13 protein-coding genes are annotated in these 18,780 nt (G+C 72.4%); 7 read left to right on the top strand and 6 right to left on the bottom strand.

Annotation, left to right across the window (positions count from 1 at the left end):
- Positions 1-24 precede the first annotated feature (24 nt).
- The 4 genes from ACQP2H_RS18070 (at position 25) to ACQP2H_RS18055 (ending at position 5,875) form a co-directional block, all read left to right on the top strand.
- On the top strand, positions 25-1,758 hold the full coding sequence (locus ACQP2H_RS18070) for a condensation domain-containing protein (protein ID WP_433228144.1): 1,734 nt from the start codon (positions 25-27) through the stop codon (positions 1,756-1,758).
- A gap of 141 nt (positions 1,759-1,899) precedes the next feature.
- Positions 1,900-3,180: a beta-ketoacyl-ACP synthase II gene (fabF, locus tag ACQP2H_RS18065; protein ID WP_255597618.1), complete on the top strand. Its 1,281-nt coding sequence runs from the start codon at positions 1,900-1,902 to the stop codon at positions 3,178-3,180.
- A complete protein-coding gene (locus ACQP2H_RS18060; protein WP_208566712.1) occupies positions 3,177-4,262 on the top strand; it encodes a branched-chain amino acid aminotransferase in 1,086 nt (361 codons plus the stop codon). Before fabF ends, ACQP2H_RS18060 begins: the two co-directional genes overlap by 4 nt.
- Positions 4,262-5,875 (top strand): polyketide synthase, encoded by a 1,614-nt coding sequence (locus ACQP2H_RS18055; protein WP_363822845.1) that lies wholly within the window; start codon positions 4,262-4,264, stop codon positions 5,873-5,875. The genes ACQP2H_RS18060 and ACQP2H_RS18055 overlap by 1 nt, the downstream gene beginning before the upstream one ends.
- Positions 5,876-6,006: 131 nt before the next feature.
- On the opposite strand, the gene ACQP2H_RS18050 is transcribed toward ACQP2H_RS18055, so the two are convergent.
- The 6 genes from ACQP2H_RS18050 to ACQP2H_RS18025 form a co-directional block, all read right to left on the bottom strand.
- The gene (locus ACQP2H_RS18050) at positions 6,007-6,471 is read right to left on the bottom strand and encodes a PaaI family thioesterase (protein ID WP_219462807.1); all 465 of its coding nucleotides are present in this window, start codon (positions 6,469-6,471) and stop codon (positions 6,007-6,009) included.
- Positions 6,472-6,654: 183 nt separating this feature from the next.
- The gene (locus ACQP2H_RS18045) at positions 6,655-8,181 is read right to left on the bottom strand and encodes a family 43 glycosylhydrolase (RefSeq protein ID WP_357534331.1); all 1,527 of its coding nucleotides are present in this window, start codon (positions 8,179-8,181) and stop codon (positions 6,655-6,657) included.
- An 80-nt stretch (positions 8,182-8,261) separates the two neighbouring features.
- Positions 8,262-10,316, bottom strand: a complete 2,055-nt coding sequence (locus ACQP2H_RS18040; RefSeq protein ID WP_363822851.1) for a family 43 glycosylhydrolase — start codon at positions 10,314-10,316, stop codon at positions 8,262-8,264.
- Between the two features lie 85 nt (positions 10,317-10,401).
- Positions 10,402-11,517 carry a cellulose binding domain-containing protein gene (locus tag ACQP2H_RS18035; protein WP_433233589.1) on the bottom strand — a complete coding sequence of 372 codons (1,116 nt, stop codon included), beginning with the start codon at positions 11,515-11,517 and terminating at the stop codon, positions 10,402-10,404.
- 535 nt (positions 11,518-12,052) lie between these two features.
- Entirely contained in the window at positions 12,053-13,051 is a 999-nt protein-coding gene (locus ACQP2H_RS18030; RefSeq protein ID WP_219462805.1) for an acetylxylan esterase, read from the bottom strand.
- Between the two features lie 15 nt (positions 13,052-13,066).
- Positions 13,067-14,107: a LacI family DNA-binding transcriptional regulator gene (locus tag ACQP2H_RS18025; protein WP_219462803.1), complete on the bottom strand. Its 1,041-nt coding sequence runs from the start codon at positions 14,105-14,107 to the stop codon at positions 13,067-13,069.
- Positions 14,108-14,388: 281 nt separating this feature from the next.
- Between ACQP2H_RS18025 and ACQP2H_RS18020 the strand changes: the two genes are divergently transcribed.
- Genes ACQP2H_RS18020 through ACQP2H_RS18010 form a run of 3 tightly spaced genes read left to right on the top strand, consistent with a single transcriptional unit; the run spans position 14,389 to position 18,702 of the window.
- A complete protein-coding gene (locus tag ACQP2H_RS18020) occupies positions 14,389-16,773 on the top strand; it encodes a glycoside hydrolase family 3 N-terminal domain-containing protein (RefSeq protein WP_433228140.1) in 2,385 nt (794 codons plus the stop codon).
- A 10-nt stretch (positions 16,774-16,783) separates the two neighbouring features.
- On the top strand, positions 16,784-17,764 hold the full coding sequence (locus tag ACQP2H_RS18015; RefSeq protein WP_363822859.1) for an ABC transporter permease: 981 nt from the start codon (positions 16,784-16,786) through the stop codon (positions 17,762-17,764).
- Positions 17,761-18,702: a carbohydrate ABC transporter permease gene (locus ACQP2H_RS18010; protein WP_308290793.1), complete on the top strand. Its 942-nt coding sequence runs from the start codon at positions 17,761-17,763 to the stop codon at positions 18,700-18,702. The genes ACQP2H_RS18015 and ACQP2H_RS18010 overlap by 4 nt, the downstream gene beginning before the upstream one ends.
- Positions 18,703-18,780: the final 78 nt, after the last annotated feature.

Raw genomic sequence — 18,780 nt, 5'->3', positions numbered from 1 at the left:
GACGACCGTGCGCAGGGGGACCGGGTGCGTGACACGACCACCGGCGTCGCCACGATCAGCGTGCCGTTCGCCACGGGCGAGAACGCGACCGCGCCGCTGACCTGGGCGCAGAGCGTGATGTGGGGGCCGATGCAGTGGTTCGGCAAGGAGGCGAACCAGTTCAACATCGGCCGGTCCCTGGTGCTGCCCGCGCCGGTCGCGCCGGCCCGGCTGCACGCCACCCTGCGGGCCCTGGTCGAGGCGCACCAGACCCTGCGCACCCGGTACGTCGAGCGGGGTGACCAGCCGCAGCAGCAGGTCGCCGCGGCCGGGGCGTACGACGTCGTGGTGGTCGACGACCACGGTGACCCGGCCCGGGTCGGCGACGAACTCGTCGCCGACCTGACCGCGACGGCGTTCGACCACGAGGCCGAATGGCCGCTGCGGGTCGGCTGTGCCCGGGACCGGACCGACCGGATCAGCGCGGTCGCGCTCGTCGGCTCCCACCTGGCGTTCGACGGCTGGGCCTTCAACACCCTCACCGCGCTGCTGCTCGCCCGACTCGCCGACCCGCCAGCACCGCCAGCACCGCCGGCACCGGCGACCGGGAGCGGGGCGCAGCCGCTGGCGCAGGCCGCCCACCAGCAGTCGGCGGCCGGCCGGCAGCAGAGCCGGCTGGGGCTGCGACACTGGGAGCAGGGCCTGTCGACCGCACCGGCCTCGATGTTCGACCTGCCCCGCGCGGCGACCGGCGACCAGCCCATCGAACGGCACCTGCTGGATTCCACCGCGGTCACCGCGGCGGCGACGGCGTTGGCCGCCCGGACCCGTACCTCGTTCTCGACCGTGCTGCTGTGCCTGACCACGCTGGTCCTGACCGCCTACAACGGGCACCGCACCGCCGTGTTCAAGTTGATCGCCGGCAACCGCCTGGACCGCGACAGCCGCGACCTGATCGCCCTGAACACGTTGGACGCCCTGCTGGTGCACCCGGTCGACGGGGACGTCGACCTGCTCACCGCGATCCGGCAACTGCACCGGCCGGCGTTCGAGGCGTACCGGCGGGCCCCGTGCGACCCGGCGGGGGTGCGGACGGTGGTCGACGAGGTGGGCCGGCGGCGTGGCCTGACGTTCGACCTGTCGGCCTATTTCAACAACGGGCACCGGGGCAGCGACTGGGCGACGGTCGACCCGGACCCGGGGCCGGACCGCCTCGCCGAGCTGCGCCGGGACTCCCGTTACTCGCGGCTGGAGCCGCTGTCCAAGAGCGACATGCGGTTCTATGTCGCGGCCAGCAACCAGGGGGACGGCCGGTGCCGGCTCGGGCTGCTGGTCGACACGGCCTTCTTCCCCGGAGGGCTCGGCGAGACCGTCATCCGGGGCATCGAGACCCTGCTCTGCGCGGCGGTCACCGGTGTGGTCCGGGTCGCCGAGATCGCCGACCGGATCGGCCTGACCCCGGCCCGGCGGGGTCCCGACTGGGTGTCCACCCCGGCCGGCTGGGTCCGCCCGCAGGCGGTGGCGGAGCTGGTCGGCGAGGTGGCCGGGACGACGGCCTTCGCCGAACCGGCGGCCGACGGCGCAATCACCGCCTACGTGTCCGGTCCGGGTTCGCCCGCGGAACTGCACCGGCGCGTCCTCGACGCGCTGGCGGGCCGCCCGGGGCTCGTCGCGCCGACCGGGTACGTGATCTGCGGGTCGACGCCGCCCCCCGGTGCGGGGCCCGACGCGTGGCGTGCCCTGCCCGTGCTCGCCCGGGGCTCGGGGCGTGATGGGTAGGGCGTGGCGGCCCGGGGGTCGGCCCGACCGGGGTGGCCGTCCGGGTGCGCCGGGCGGTGCGGTGGACGGCTGCCGGACGTCGATGGTGACTGATAGTGTTCTATCGGTCGTTCGGTGGCGGGAGAGCGGAGCCGGAGCGGGATGCTGGGGGGCGACGGCGAGATGGTGACCGACGACGTCGTGATCACCGGCATCGGTGCCGTCACGCCACTGGGTCTCGACCGGGACAGCACCTGGCAGGGCCTGTTGGCCGGCAAGTCCGGCGTCGGCCCGGTCACCGCGTTCGACGCCGCCGCGTTGCCCACCCGGATCGCCGCCGAGGTGCGCGGCTTCGAGCCGGCCGAGCACTTCTCCGGCAAACAGCTGCGACGGATGGCCCGGTTCAGCCAGTTCGCGGTGGTCGCCACCCGCGAGGCGGTCGCTGACGCCGGGCTCACCGTCGACGCCGACAACGCCGCCCGGGTCGGTGTGGTCGTCAACGCCGCCGTCGCCGGCTTCGACACCGTCGAGGCGACGGTACGCGGGCTGCTCGCCCCCGATCCGACCGCGCCCCTGTCGCACTTCGTGCCGTCCTCGTTGACCAACATGCCGGCCTGTGAGGTGGCCATCGAGGTGGGCGCGCACGGGCCGGTCAACGCCAGCGCGCTGGCCTGTGCCAGTGGCGCGTACGCGCTGCTCGACGCCCGCCGGCTGATCCTGGCCGGGGAGGCCGACGTGGTCATCTGCGGTGGCACCGACGCGGCGATCACCCCGGCCATGTTCGCCGGTCTGGTCAGCATGGGGGCGATGTCCCAGCGCAACGATGACCCGACCGGCGCGAGCCGGCCCTTCTCCGCCGACCGGGACGGCTTCGTCTTCGGTGAGGGCGCGGTGATCCTGGTGCTGGAGTCCGCCGCGCACGCCCGCCGCCGGGGTGCCACCCCGTATGCGACGGTCGCCGGTGGAGCGCTGACCAGCGACGCGTTCCACGTCAGCGCTCCCCGCCCCGGCGGGGTGTACGCCGCCGAGGCGATCCGGCAGGCGCTCGACCGGTCCGGGGTGCGCCCCGACCAGGTCGACTACGTCTGCGCCCACGGCACCTCGACGAAGGCCAACGACCTGACCGAGACGGTGGCGATCCGGGCGGCCCTCGGCGCGGCGGCCGACCGGGTCGCGGTCAGCGCCCCGAAGTCGATGCTCGGTCACCTGATCGGCGCGGCGGGTGCCCTCGGCGCGATGGTGTGTGCGCTGGCGATCCGCGAGGGCATCGTCCCGCCGACGGTCAACCTGCACCAGCCCGATCCGGCCTGCGACCTGGACTACGTGCCCCACCAGGCCCGGGAGACGCCGGTGCGGGCGGCCCTCACCAACGCGTTCGGCTTCGGTGGGCAGAACTGCGTCGTCGTGTTCACCGAAACCCCGTCGCGAGGAGAGCCCGGATGACCGCGCAGTTCCCGTTGGTCCCCACCGACCACCCCACTCCGCCGCAGACCCGGGAGGAGATCCTCGCCGACCCGGGGTTCGGCCGGTACTTCACCGACCACATGGCGACCGCCGTGTGGTCGCCGGACGCCGGCTGGCACGACCACCGGGTGGGTGCGCTGGAGCCGTTCACCATGCATCCCGGCGCGGCGGTCCTGCACTACGCGCAGGAGATCCTCGAAGGGCTCAAGGCGTTCCGGCACGCCGACGGCAGCGTCTGGCTGTTCCGCCCGGAGCTCAACGCCCGCCGGTTCGCCGCGTCCGCCCGCCGGATGGTCCTGCCGGAGCTGGACGAGGAGACCTTCGTCGAGAGCGTGGCCGCGCTGGTCCGCGCCGACGAGGCGTGGGTCCCGCCGTACGGCGGTGAGCAGAGCCTCTACCTGCGTCCGTTCATGTTCGCCTCGGAGGCGTTCCTCGGGGTGCGTCCCGCCCAGCAGGTCACCTACTGCGTGCTGGCCTGCCCGGCCGGGTCGTACTTCCCCAACGGGGTCACCGGCGTCACGCTCTGGGTCAGCACCACCTACAGCCGGGCGTCGATCGGTGGCACCGGCGCGGCGAAGTGCGGCGGCAACTACGCGGCCAGCCTCGCCCCGCAGCGGGAGGCCCTCGGTCACGGCTGCGAGCAGGTGCTCTACCTGGGCGGTGAGGGGCGGCGCAGCATCGACGAGTCGGGCACCATGAACGTCTTCTTCGTCACCCGCGACCACCAGCTGCTCACCCCCGGGCTGGGCACCATCCTCGACGGGGTGACCCGCGACAGCGTGCTGACCCTCGCCGCCGAGCACGGGTTGGAGCCGGTGCAGCGCACCATCGACCTGGACGAGATGCGGGCCGGGTTCGCCGACGGGTCGATGACGGAGGCGTTCGCCGCCGGTACGGCAGCGGTGATCACCCCGATCATCGGGCTCAAGAGCGACGACTTCGCCCTCACCATCGGCGACGGGGCACCGGGCAAGTACACCCAGCAGTTCCGGGAGCGGCTGCTCGACATCCAGTCCGGCCGGGCTGCCGACACCCACGGCTGGATGCGTCGGGTGCTGTAGTGCCCACCCCGATCGCGGTCGTCGGGATGGCGGTCCGCGCGCCCGGCGGGGTGTCGAGCCTCGACGCGTACTGGTCGGCGATCCTGGCCGGCCGGGACCTCACCGGCGAGCTGCCCGACGACCGCCGGGCCGGGTTCGGCACGCAGTGGGACGGGATGGTCACCCGGGGCGGCTACTGCGACGCCGTGTTCGACTTCGACGCGAAGTTCTTCGGCATCTCGCCCCGGGAGGCCCGGGTCCTCGACCCGCAGCACCGGCTGCTGCTGGAGGTGGTGTGGGAGGCGTTCGAGGACGCCGCGATCCCGGTCGCCACCGTCGCCGGGGGCACCGGGGTCTTCGTCGGGGTGACCGGCCGGGACTACCGGCAGTGGCTGACCGGGGACCCCAACTCGTACTGGACGATCGGCAACGGGCACAGCTTCACCGCCGGGCGGGTCGCGTACACCCTGGGGTTGCGGGGGCCGGTGTTCGCGCTGGACACGGCCTGTTCGTCGTCGCTGGTGGCGGTGCACACGGCGGCGCGGGCGCTGGCGGCGGGTGACTGTGACGCGGCGGTCGCGGGCGGGGTCAACCTGATCCTCGCGCCGAGCACCACCCGGTCGGTGGCGCAGACCGGCGCGTTGTCGCCGGACGGCCGGTCGCGCCCGTTCGACGCCGACGCCAACGGGTTCGTCCGGGGCGAGGGCTGCGCGATGCTGGTGTTGAAGCGGCTGGCCGACGCGCAGCGCGACGGCGACCGGGTGCTCGCGGTGCTGCGCGGCACCGGCATCAACCACGACGGCCGGACGGCGACGTTCACCACGCCGAACGTGTCCGCCCAGTCGGGGCTGATCGACACGGTGCTGGCCGCCGCCGGGATCACCCCGTCGGAGGTCGGTTACCACGAGGCGCACGGCACCGGGACCCCGCTGGGTGACCCGGCGGAGATGTCGGCGATCATGGCGGCGCTCGGTCGTGCCGACGGCCCGCCGCTGTACGTGGGTTCGGTGAAGGGCAACATCGGGCACACCGAGTCCGCCGCCGGGGTGCTCGGGCTGGTGAAGGCGGTGCTCTGCCTGCGGCGTCGGACGATCGCCCCGCAGGCGAACTTCCGCACCCTCAACCCCCGCATCGACCTCACCGGCACCGGCATCGAGATCCCGGTCGCCCCGGTCGCCTGGGACGACGGGTTCGGGGCCTGCGCGTCGACCAGCTCGTACGGGATGAGCGGCACGAACGCCTTCGCGGTGCTGTCGCCGGCCCCGCCGGTGCCGTCGACCGCGCCGTCGTCGGTGGACGGGTTCCCGGTGTCGGCGGCCACCGGGCCGGCGCTGAGTGAGTTGGCCCGCCGCTACGCCGACCGGTTGGCCGCACTGCCGGCGGTGGACTATCCGGCGTTCGCCGGCACCGCCGCCGGGGGGCGGACCCGGCTGGCGCACGCCGTGTGGGTGCGGGCGTCCGGGCCGGTGGAGGCGGTGGCGGCGCTGACGGCGGTGGCGGCCGGCACCGCCCATCCGGATGTGCGGGTGCTCGGCGCGGACGATCCGGTGCCGATGCCGAAGGGCCGGGCGGTGACCGCGCTGCCGACCTACCCCTGGCAGCGGCGCACCCATGTCGTGGACCGCCCGGACTGAGTCACCCGGTGACCCGGCCGGGGGCTGTCGACGTGTGGGCGCACCGGTGCCCCCGCCGTGGGCTGGATCGACCGGCGGCCCGGCCGGACGGTGCACGCGCCGGTGTCCCGGCCGGGGCAGGGGCGGACGGGTCAGCCGCCGGCCCGGACGGCGTGCTCGGCGCGCAGGGCCGCCCGGGTGGCCCGGGACGGCAGGGCGAAGTGCAGGGTGGAGGCGGCGACCAGGACGCCCCGGCGGTCGTTGGCGCGGGCGTCGACCACCGCCGACCGGCTGGCCAGTTTGATCACCTCGGCGGTGACCCGCAGCTGGCCGGGCTCGGCGGGTTCGAGGAAGCTGATGCTGCTGTGCGCCAGGACCATCGCGGGTGTCGGGCCGATCAGCACGGTGACCGCGACGAAGCCGGTCAGGTCCATCGCCCAGAACGTGGCCGGCCCGGAGATGGTGCCGTCGAGGCGGAGTTCGAGGCAGTCGGGGCCGGTCACCGAGACGACCCGCCCGTCGTCGACCGACTCCAGGTGCAGGCGCTCGGCCCCGGAGATGACCTCGGCGAGCCAGGCCCGCGCTTCATCGACCGACATCACCGCTGGACTAGCCATGGACGCCACTATAGGCGATGACCGGGTAGCGCTCCGTCCCCGAACGGTCACCCCGACGTGGCGGGTTGCCCATCCGGACGGCCCCGTCCGCCCGGCCCGACGGCCCACCGGCCCGGCAGGCCGGCCACCTCGGACGACACCCGCCGGGCCACCCCTGTGTCAGGGCGGCCCGGCGGGCGGCGGTCACTCCAGCACGAACGTGGCGTCGGCGTTGCCGGTGGCGTCGGTGACGGTCCGCAGATAGAGCAGGCCGTTGCTGTGCCGCAGGTACTGGCCGGGGTAGTTGACCGCCTCGAACGACACCCCGGCGGCGTTGGACAGGCCGGGCCGCTGCACGAAGCTGGCGTCGGCGCGGTACGTCGACGACGCGTCGTCCCGCTCGACCCACACCTCCCAGTTGCGGTGCCGCAGGTGGTAGCCGGGGAAGTTGGTGGACTCCAGGGAGACCGTGTTGCCGCCGGCCAGGCCGGGCACCAGGCGGAACTGCGAGTCGGCGAGGTTGGTCACGTTCGCCTCCAACCGGGCCCGGTACTCCCAGTGGCGGACGAACCGGTCGGGCTGGTTGTCCGACCGCAGCCGGACCGGGGTGACCCCGTCGGGCACCGGGATGCCGAAGTTCGGGGTGCCGTCGGCGTTCCAGTAGACCTTCTGGACGCGGGTGCGCCGGTTGGGGTCGCGCAGCGGGTCACCGCTGATGTCCCGGTAGTTGCGGTCGTGGTAGACGAGGATGTCGCTCTGCCCGTCCTCGGAGACGGTGAACGAGTTGTGCCCCGGCCCCCACTGGCCGGTCGCGGCGTTGCTGGTGAAGACCGGTTGCGGCGACTTCACCCAGGACGACGCCCGGAGCAGGTCACTGCCGGCCGACGCGGTCAGCAGCCCGAGGCAGTAGTTGGCGTCGGTGGCGCTGGCCGAGTAGGTGAGGAAGATCCGGCCGTTGCGTTGCAGCACGGTCGGCCCCTCGTTGACCTTCACCCCGCCGCGCATCTCCCATTCCAGGGTCGGCACGGCGATCCGGGTGGGGGTGCCGCTGAGCGTCCACGGGTTCGCCATCCGGGCGATGTAGAGGTTGGAGTTGGTGGCGATGCCCGGTTCGGCCTGCGCCCAGATCAGGTAGCGCACACCGTTGGTGACGAACGTCGACGCGTCCAGGGCGAAGGTCTCCCAGGGGGTACGGATCTGCCCCTTCTCCGCCCAACTGGCGGTCAGCGGGTTCGCCCCGGTGCCCTCCAGGACGTACATCCGGATCGCCCAGACGTTGTCGGTGGCGCCGGCGGCGAAGTAGACGTACCACCGGCCGTCGATGAAGTGGATCTCCGGGGCCCAGATGTGCGCGCCCATGATCCCGCTGGTGTGCCGCCGCCAGATGACGGTCTCCGGTGCGGTGGACAGGCCTTGGAGGGTGGTGGCCCGGCGCAGCACGATCCGGTCGTACTCGGGGGCGGTGGCGGTCATGTAGTAGTAGCCGTCGGTGTGCCGCACGATGTGCGGGTCGGCGCGCTGCGCGACCAGCGGGTTGGTGACCCGGACGGCGGGGGCCGCCCCGGCCGGGGCGGCGGCGGTCAGCAGGGTGGCCAGCAGGGTCAGCACGATCAGCGCCGCCGTCCGGGCCCGGCCGGGGTGGCGGGCGGGCGGCAGGTCGGTGCGGGGTGCGGTGGCGGGCGGGTGCGGGTACGGCGGGACGGCCGAGCGGGGGTGGTGTGAGGCGGACATGGGGGTGCTCCTGTCGGAGGTGGGGGATACGCCTCGCCGGCCGACCACGGGGGTGGTCGGCCGGCGAGGAGGGACGGGTCCTACGACTTGGCCAGGTCGAACTTCCGGACGGTCACCGCGCCACCGAGGGAACTGGTGGCGTAGTTGAACATGGCGAACCGGTAGCCCATGAAGAACTGCCAGGCGTTGTTGAGGGTGAAGGCGGGACCGAGCGAGGTGAAGTTCACCCCGTCGGTGCTGTACGAGAAGCGGGCCTGCCGACCCGAGCCGGGACTGATGTCGGCGTTGACCCGCAGCCAGATCTTACCGCCGGAGATACCGGCCCCGGCGACCTCGGTGCCGGTGTTGGTGGTGTTCCAGTTGCTGTCCATGGTCAGGTTGTTGACCACGGCCACCCGGGTCGCGCCGTTGTCCCGGCGTACGCCGATCCAGGCCGACTGGTCGCGCAGCATCGCCAGGCCGCTGCGGTCACCGTCGCGCATGGTGGAGTAGTCGAGTTCGATGGTCGCGGTGGACCGGGGACCCTGGATCCGGTGGGTCAGCGTGTTGCGGGCATTGTAGAGGTCGTTGGTCACCGTGGCGGTCTGCAACCGCAGGCCGTCGTTGACCGACCACTTGGTGTTGTCCGGGTTGTGGTTCCACTCGTACTGCGGGCCGAGGGTGGTGCCGGCGAACGTGTCGGTCCCGATCATGGGTTTGACCTGGCGTGGTGGTCGGGGCACGTTCGGGTACGGGTAGGAGGCACCCCAGGTGTTGTTGACCAGCTGGAGGACGGGCCAGCCGCTGGCGTTCCAGGTGACCGGGGCGAGCACGGGCACCCGGCCGCCGGGGTAGGCGTCCACGAACCCCATGTAGTACCAGTCACCGTTCTGCGTCTGCACCATGCCACCCTGGTGCGGCACGCCACCGCCGGCGATGGGTCCGGGCAGGTTCAGCAGCACCTGTTGCATGGTGTACGGCCCGAACGGGCTGGACGCCTTGAGGATGTACTGCCCGTTGGCCGGTCGGGTGAGGAAGATGTAGTAGCTGCCGTTGCGCTTGTAGAACCGGGCCCCCTCCAGGGTGCCCACGTTCGACGGGGTGGTGAACACCTGCTGCGAGCGGACCTGGGTCTTCCCGTCGGCGGAGAGCTGGGCGACGCTGATGTTCGTGTTGCCGTACGCCACGTACATGGTGTCGTTGTCGTCGACCAGCAGGCCGGCGTCGTAGTAGCACTGGTCGAGGGTGGTGTGCCTGGTCCAGGGTCCCTCGGCCGACGGCGCGGTGTAGATGTAGGTCTTGTTGAAGTCGATGCAGCCGCCCCAGTAGAACGTCTTGTTGCTCTTGCGGTAGCCCAGGAACGACGCCCAGATGCCCCGGACGTATCCGCGCCCGGCGGTCATGTCGTACTTCTGGCCGAAGTCCAGCTTGGGCACCGAGTGCCCGGCGAACTCCCAGTTGACCAGGTCGTAGGAGCGCAGCACCGGAGCGCCGGGGGAGTAGTGCATGGTCGACGCGGAGTAGTAGTAGGTGTCGTCCACCCGCAGGATGTCGATGTCCGCGAAGTCCTGCCAGAGCACCGGGTTGGCGAAGGTCGACGAGGGCGGCCACTGCCCCGGCGGCGGGGTGGTGGGGGGCGGCGTGGTCGGCGGCGGGGTGGTCGGTGGTGGCGTGGTGGGCGGGGGTGTGGTCGGCGGCGGGGTGGTCGGCGGGGGTGTGGTCGGCGGCGGGGTGGTGGGGTTCGGGCCGCCGTTGCACACGGTGCCGTTGAGGGTGAAGCTCGTCGGCTTCGGGTTGCTGCCGTTCCACGAGCCGTTGAACCCGAACGACACGTTGGCACCGGTGGCGATGGTGCCGTTGTAGCTGACGTTGCGGGCGGTCACCTCCGCCCCCGACTGCGTGACGGTGGCGTTCCACGCCTGGGTGACCTGCTGCCCGGCCGCGTACGACCAGGTCAGGGTCCAGCCGTTGATCGGGTCACCCAGGTTGGTGATGGCCACGTTCGCGCCGAAGCCACCACCCCACTCGGACGAGACGGTGTAGTCGACCGTGCAGCCGGCCGCGGCGGCCTCGGCTGGTAGGGCGACGGCTGTCCCGGCGGCGATCAGGCCGATGGCCAGAGCCAGCCGGGCCGGCAACTTTCTGTTCAATGGCATGCGGTACTCCTACTGGGGTGGTGGGAGTCGGAGGGTCGGGAGCAGTCCGGCACCGGGGTGCGGTCACCCCGGTGCCGGACGGCGGTCAGGCGACCGTGCAGGCGGTGCCGTTGAGCGTGAACGAGGACGGTCGGGCCGTGCTGCCGGTGTGGGTGGCCTGGAAGCCGACGTCGACCGAGGTGTTCGGCGCGATGGTGCCGTTGTAGGACACGTTGCGGGCGGTCACCGCCCCGCTCGTGGGCGTGTAGGTGGCGTTCCAGCCGCTGGTGATGGTCTGCCCACCGGGCAGGGTGAACTCCAGCGCCCAGCCGTTGACCGCCGTGCTGCTGGTGTTGGTGACGCTGATGGAGGCGGTGAGACCGGAGTTCCAGGCGTTGACCGTGTACCCGACCCGGCAACCTGCCGACGGCGGGGGCGTGGTGGGCGGGGGCGTCGTCGGCGGGGGCGTGGTGGGCGGCGGAGTGGTCGGCGGGGGCGTGGTCGGCGGCGGGGTGGTCGGCGTGTTACCGCCGAGGCTGCCGGGCACGGCGCGCAGGGCGTTGTACCAGGTGGTGGCCATCTTGCGGTAGCCGGTGGCGTTGGGGTGGATGCCGTCGGCCAGGTCGGCCGTGCCCACCGCGCTGAACATGTCCACCAGGTGCACCCGCTTGCCGGCGGTGACCTTGCTCTGCACGATCCCGGGGATCGCCGCGTTGAAGGTGCGCACCGCCGACTCGGTGCCGTTGCGCGGGATGATGGTGGCGACGAAGACGTCCGCGTTCGGCGCGGTGTTGGTGATCTTGTCGATCAGGGTGGAGAGCCGGGCCGGGGCGCCGGAGGCGTTGTACATGTCGTTGGTGCCGATGTGCAGCAGCACCGTGCGCGGGGTGGTGTTACGCAGCCAGTTCACCACGTTGGCGTCGATCTGGGCGATGGTCCAGCCGGAGTGGCCCTCGTGGTCGTGGTCGCCCAGGTTGGACGGACCGTTGAACATCGACCCGACGAAGTCGACCCGGTAGCCGTCGGCGACCAGCCGCTGCCACAGCTCGATGCGGTAGCCGCCGGGGACGTTGAACCCGTCGGTGATCGAGTCGCCGAGGGGCATCACCCGTACCCCGCCGTTGGACTCGGCGGCGGCGGGTGCGGTCACCACGGACCCGGTGGCGACCGCGGCCACCAGGGCCGCGGTGGCCAGGCCGAGCAGGCGCAGGCCCCGACGCATGGTGGGCAGGCGTCGGCCGGCGGGGGCGGCGTCGACGAGGTGGGATCGGTCGGACGGGGGTGGCCCGGCGTTCGGGCAGCTCGTGCCGCTCATGAAAACTCCCTGGGGTGGCGGTGCGGACGGTGCAGCACGGCGACCGTCCCGGGGGTCGCCGTCTCGTCCGGCTGGTGGACGAAGGAGTGCGTCGGCACCACCCGGACGCCGGCTCGCGGGGCGGACTGACCACCGCTTCCCGGCGGATCTGCATGGGGTGATGGGCGGACGGTGCGCCGCGCGCAACGGCCAGGATCCCGGACTCGTCACTGGTCGTGGACGCCGTGAGGTGCCGCTGGCCGCCGGTCGCGACGTGGACGAACCGGTGACCCGCAGCCGGAGCGTGCCCTGCGCTCCCGCCGGGATGCACCATATCGTGTTATCGCTAACATCAGCAACATCGGTGAGTGACGATGCCCGGGTGGGCTGCCGACCGGACGAACCACCCTCCGGGTGCCGGGGGCGGGACGCGGCGACCGGGCTCGGGCGGGCCGACCGCCGGTCACCGCGCCGCGTGCTCCGTGCCCCCCACCAGCAGCGCGTCGAGCCAGCGCAGTTGCCGTTCGACCTGCCACGCCTCGCCACCCTCGTGGCCGTTGAACGGGTAGGTGTGCAGCTGCCGCGCCGGTGTCCCCTCCCGACCGTTCGCCGCGCCGTACTGGTTGTAGGCGGCGAAGCCGGTGCTCGGTGGGCAGACGTTGTCGCGCAGGCCGATGCCGAAGTGCGCGGGCGCGGTGGCCCGTCGGGCGAAGGTCACCCCGTCGACGTAGGACAGCGTGTGCCGGACAGCCTCCTCGACCTGCCGGTGCACCGCCAGGTACCTGGCGATCTCGCCGTACGGGGCGGCGTCGGTCAGTTCGATCCCGCGCTGGACGTCGCAGAGGAACGGCGCGGTGGTCAGCAGCGCCGCGAGGTCGTCGCGCAGGCCGGCGACCGCCAGGGCCAGCCCGCCGCCCTGGCTGTTGCCGACGGCGGCGACCCGGGCCGGGTCCACCCCGGGCAGCGCGCGCAGGGCATCGACCGCCCGGACCGCGTCGGTGATCAGCCGACGGTAGTGGTAGTCGTACGGGTCGAGGATGCCCCAGGTGGCGGGCCACGGGCCACCGGACGCCCCGTGCGGGTCCGGGGTGTCGCCCGCGCCGTGCAGCCCGGACTGGCCCCGGTTGTCCATCAGCAGGTGCGCGTACCCGGCCACCGGCCAGGTCAGCCGCTCGTGCGGCAGGCCCCGGCCGCGCCCGTAACCGGCGTACTCGACCACGGCGGGCAGCGCGGCGTCGATTCCGGCCGGGCGGGTGTACCAGGCCCGCACCGGGTCACCGGCGAAACCGGCGAAGGTGACGTCCCAGGTGTCGACCAGGCGCAGGTCGGTCCGGTGTGGGCGGACGTCGACGAGCACCGGCCGGACGGTCGCCTCGGCGAGCGTGGTACGCCAGAACGCGTCGAAGTCGGCGGGCTCGACGACAGCCGGCGTGTACCGCCGCAGGTCTTCGGTGGCAGACATGGGTTCCTCGGGTGGTCAGGGGCGGGTGGTGGCGGGTGGTGCGGTGCTCTCCCGGACGACCAGCTCGGTCACCAGGTCGATCCGGCTGGTCGCGACGGAGCCACCCCGGGCCAGCTCCAGCAGCATCTGGGTGGCGGTGCCGGCCATGTCCCGCAGCGGTTGGTGCACGGTGGTCAGCGGCGGGTCGGTCCAACCGGCCACCGGCAGGTCGTCGTACCCGATCACCGAGAGGTCGTCGGGCACCCGCAGGCCGAGCTGGCGGGCGGCCCGGAGCACGCCGATGGCCTGCAGGTCGGAGCCGGCGAAGATCGCGGTGGGCCGGTCGGGCCCGGCCAGCAGCTCCAACCCGTGGGCGTGCCCGCCGTCGACGTAGAAGCTGCCGTAGCGCACCAGGTCGACGTCCACGGCCAGCCCCAACTGGTCGTGCGCGGAGCGGAAGCCGGCGGCGCGGGCCTGGCTGCACAGCACGTCCCGGGGGCCGGAGATGACGGCGATCCGCCGGTGTCCCAACTCCATCAGGTGCCGGGTGGCCAACAGGCCGCCGTTCCAGTTGTTCGACCCGACGGTCGGCACCGACGCCGAGGTCGCGCTGTCGGTGTCGACCACCACGAACGGGATGCGGTGCTCGGCCAGCAGGAGTTGTTGGGACGGGGTCGGGTGGCAGAGCACGAAGAGCAGGCCCAGCGGCCGGCGGGCGATCAGGGCGTCCAACCGGCGGGGCGCGGGCCGGTGCTCCCCGTCGAGCTGGGAGATGGCGATGCCGAGCCCGGCGGCGCTGGCCACCGCCTCCACCCCGCTCATGATCTCCATCGCCCAGCCGGAGTTGAACTCGTGGAAGACGAGGTCGATCTGGTCGATGCCGGGCGACTGCCGGCGGATGCGACGGCGGTACCGGTGGCGCTCCAGGCTCTCCTCGACCCGCGCCCGGGTCTCTGCGGCGACGTCCGCACGCCCGTTGAGCACCTTCGAGACGGTCGCCACGGAGACGCCGACCTCCTCGGCGATGGTGGCGATGGTGGCCGAGGACTGTGGGGTGGGCGGGCGGGACGCGGTCATCGAAGCCTCACCAGGCACTTCCGAAAGTTTCGGAGGACTCTAGCACGTCGGCTGCGAAAGCGGGATCGGCGTCGATGGAAGATTTTGACGGGGGTGAATGCCCTTTGCGGGAGGAGCGCTCCCGGATGTCGCATTTGAGACCCTTGACAGTCTCCGGGATGCCTCCTAAGTTGCCCGAAAAAGGTAACGCGCTGTTTACGAAATTTTCGAACCCTCCGCCGGCACACCGCGTCGGTCAGTTCGGCGCGGGCGGGGGAGCGGTCGATGGTGAGAGGTGTGGCATGAGAAGTCAGGTGCCCGTCGACGACGGCCCGACGCCCCAGGACACCCAGCCGTGGCGGGATCCGCGACGCTCACCCGCGCAACGGGCCGACGCGCTGGTCCCGGTCATGTCGCTGGAGGAGAAGATCGCCCAGCTCGTCGGGGTCTGGGTCGGCGCGGAGGCCTCCGGCGAGGGGGTCGCCCCGCACCAGGCCGACATGATCGACGGGGCCCCGCCGTGGAGTGACATCATCCGGTACGGGCTCGGGCAACTGACCCGACCGTTCGGCACCGCGCCGGTCGACCCCGTCGTGGGCGCCCGCTCGCTGGCCGCCTCCCAGGCGCAGATCGCCGCGGCGAGCCGGTTCGGCATCCCGGCCCAGGTGCACGAGGAGTGCCTCACCGGGTTCGCCGCCTGGCGGGCCACGGTCTATCCGACCCCGCTGGGCTGGGGCGCGTCCTTCGACCCCGCGCTGGTCGAGGAGATGGCCGGTCGGATCGGCCGGTCGATGCGGGCCGCCGGCGTCCACCAGGGACTCGCCCCGGTACTCGACGTCACCCGGGACTACCGGTGGGGACGCACCGAGGAGACCATCGGCGAGGATCCCTACCTGGTCGGGACGACCGGTGCGGCGTACGTGCGGGGCCTGGAACGGGCCGGTGTCGTCGCCACCCTCAAGCACTTCGCCGGCTACTCCGCCTCCCGGGGCGGCCGGAACCTCGCCCCGGTGTCGATGGGCCACCGGGAGCTGGCCGACGTCATCCTGCCGCCGTTCGAGATGGCGCTGCGCCTCGGTGGGGCCCGCTCGGTGATGCACTCGTACGCCGAGATCGACGGCCTGCCCGTCGCCGCCGACGAAGGGCTGCTCACCCGGCTGCTGCGTGACGAGTGGGGGTTCACCGGCACCCTCGTCGCCGACTACTTCGCGGTGCGGTTCCTGGAGACCCTGCACGGGGTGGCCGCCGACGCCGCCGACGCCGCCCGACTCGCCCTGCGCGCCGGCATCGACGTGGAACTGCCCACCGTGGACGCCTTCGGCGAACCGCTGGTGGCGGCGGTGCGGGCCGGCGAGGTCGACGAGGCGCTGATCGACCGCGCGCTGCGCCGGGTGCTGATCCAGAAGATCGAGCTGGGGCTGCTCGACGCGGACTGGCACGAACTGCCCGAGGACGTGGAAAACCTACGCCTCGACGACGAGACCAGCCGGGACGTCGCCGTCCGGCTGGCCCGCGAGTCGGTGGTGCTGCTGCGCAACGACGGCGCGCTGCCGCTCGCCCCCGACCTGCGGGTCGCCCTGGTCGGCCCGGTCGCCGACGACCCGATGGCCCTGCTCGGCTGCTACTCCTTCCCCAACCACGTCGGCGTCCGGCACCCGGAGCACGGGTTGGGCCTGGAGATCCCCTCGCTGCGCGACGAACTCACCCGGTTGGTTCCCGGCCTCGTGCACGAGCCGGGCTGCGCCATCACCGACGGGGACACCTCCGGCATCCCGGCGGCGGTCGCCGCGGCGGCGGCGGCCGACGTGTGCGTGCTCGCCGTCGGCGACCGCGCCGGCATGTTCGGCCGGGGCACCTCCGGCGAGGGCTGCGACGCCGACGACCTGCGGCTGCCCGGCGTCCAGGCCGACCTGGTCCGGGCCGTGCTCGACACCGGCACGCCGGTGGTCCTGGTGCTGATGACCGGCCGGCCCTACGCGCTCGGCCCCGACCACGACCGGGCCGCCGCCGTCGTCCAGGCGTTCTTCCTCGGCCAGCGCGGCGGGCAGGCGCTCGCCGAGGTGCTCACCGGTGCGGTGAACCCGTCCGGGCGGCTACCGGTCAGCGTCCCCCGCGACGCGGGTGGCCTGCCGGGCACCTACCTGACGCCGCCGCTGGGCCGACGCTCCGAGGTCTCCTCGATCGACCCCACCCCGGCGTACCCGTTCGGCCACGGGTTGAGCTACACCACCTTCGCGTGGACCGACCCGGTGGTGCCGGGCGTCGGGCCGGCCGACGGGCCGCCGGCCTGGCCGGTCGACGGCGAGACGACGGTACGGATCACCGTGCGCAACACCGGGCACCGGGCCGGCACCGAGGTGGTCCAGCTCTACCTGCACGACCCGGTGGCGCAGACCACCCGGCCCGTGGTCCGGCTGGTCGGCTTCGCCCGGGTGCCGCTGGACCCCGGCGCGGCGGCGCACGTCAGCTTCACCGTGCCGGCCGACCTCACCTCGTTCACCGGGCGCGACGGCCGGCGCATCGTCGAACCCGGCGACGTCGAGCTGCGGTTCGGCCGCTCCAGCGGCGACACCGCGGCGGCCCTGCCGCTGCGCCTGACCGGCGACGAACGTCAGGTCGGCGTCCAGCGGCACCTGCTCACGTCGGTACGGGTCGAGCCCGTCGCGACCGGCCCGCACGCCGGATAGGAGGCCGAGGATGACATCCGAGACGTTACGGCCGCCCCCGGCGGCCCCGGGACAGGCAGCGGCGAACCCGGCCCCGCGACGCCGTCGCCGACGCTCCTGGCGGCGGTCCCTGCGTCGGGACTGGCAGCTCTACTCGCTGGCCGTCGTGCCGCTGCTGTTCTTCCTGGTGTTCCGCTACCTGCCGATGATCGGCAACGTGATCGCGTTCCGCCGGTTCAGCCCCGGCGGCAGCGTCTTCGGCGAATACTGGGTGGGCCTGCGGTACTTCCGGCTGTTCCTCGCCGACCCCACCTTCTGGCAGGTGTTCACCAACACCCTGGTCCTGGGCACGCTGACCCTGCTGTTCTGCTTCCCACTGCCGATCGTGCTGGCGCTGCTGCTCAACGAGGTCCGGGCCCGCCGGCTCAAGCGGTTCGTCCAGTCGGTGTCCTACCTGCCGCACTTCCTGTCCATCGTGATCGTCGCGGCGATGGTGATGCAGTTGCTGTCGATGGACGGCTCGGTCAACCAGCTGGTCCGGGGTCTCGGCGGGGAGGGCGTGCCGTTCCTGCAGCAGCCGGGCTGGTTCCGGGCCATCTACGTCTCCTCGGAGGTCTGGCAGACCGTCGGCTGGGGGACGATCCTCTACCTGGCGGCACTCACCACCATCGACGAGAACCTCTACGAGGCGGCCCGCATCGACGGGGCCAACCGGTGGCGGCAGACCTGGCACGTCACGCTGCCCGGGATCCGGCCGACGATGGTGACCCTGCTGATCCTCAACATCGGCACCTTCATGGCCGTCGGGTTCGAGAAGATCCTGCTGCTGTACAACCCGTTGACGTACCCGACCGCCGACGTGATCTCCACGTACCTGTTCCGGTTGGGCTTCGAGTCGAGCAACTTCAGCTACGCCGCCGCCATCGGCCTGTTCGAGGCGGTGATCGGGCTGATCCTGGTCCTCGGGGCGAACACCATCTCCCGGCGTACGGTCGGGACGAGCCTGTGGTGACCGTGGCCCCCGGCACGGCCGGCCCGAAGACGACACCACCCGCGCGGGCCCGCCGGTCGCGGGGCATCCGGCCGACCCGGGGTTACCGGGTGTTCCAGGCGGTCAACGGGGTCGTGCTGACCCTCGTGGTGATCGTGACGCTCTACCCGTTCGTCAACATCGTGGCCCGGTCGCTCAGCGACGAGGCGCCGATCATCGCGGGCCGGGTCAACCTCGTCCCGCAGGGCTTCAACCTCACCGCCTACCGGTTGGTGATGTCCGACCCGATGTTCTGGACCAACTACCGCAACACCGTGGTCTACACCGTCGTGGCCACCGCCATCTCGATCGTGCTGACCACCTGCTACGCGTACGTGTTGTCCAAGCACCAGCTCCGAGGGCGTGGGGTGCTCGTCGGGATCGCCGTGTTCACCATGTTCTTCTCCGGCGGGCTGATCCCCAACTATGTGCTCATCACCAGCCTGGGGATGAAGAACAGCATCTGGGCGGTGGTGCTGCCCAACGCGATCAACGTGTTCAACCTGCTGGTGATGAAGGCGTTCTTCGAGAGCCTGCCGGTCGAGTTGGAGGAGGCCGCCGCCGTCGACGGGCTCAGTACGTACGGCACCCTGCTGCGGATCGTGTTGCCGCTGTCCAAGGCGATCATCGCCACGATGCTGCTGTTCTACGCGGTGTCCTTCTGGAACTCCTGGTTCACCGCGTTCCTCTACCTGGACCAGCAGGACCTGCTCCCGGTCACGGTCTACCTGCGCAACCTCATCGCCGGGGCGACCGGGGCGCAGTCGGCAGGCGGTGTCGCCGAGTCCGACGCGGTGCAGGCGGCGGCCACCATCCAGGCCGTGACCATCGTGCTCACCACCCTGCCGATCCTCGCGGTCTACCCCTTCATCCAACGGTTCTTCGTGTCCGGCGTGATGCTCGGCGCGGTCAAGGGGTAGCCCGACCGTTCCACTCCACCGCACCCCCACACCACCCGATCGAAAGGACGAGCCATGTTCCACAGGACGTGGCGCCGC

Origin of the sequence: Micromonospora sp. CA-248260, from assembly GCF_050942205.1 — a bacterium.
In the GTDB taxonomy this organism is placed as follows: Bacteria; Actinomycetota; Actinomycetes; order Mycobacteriales; family Micromonosporaceae; genus Micromonospora; species Micromonospora antibiotica.
The sequence above is the reverse complement of the archived record's forward strand: the minus strand, read 5'-3'. Positions and strand labels throughout refer to the sequence as shown.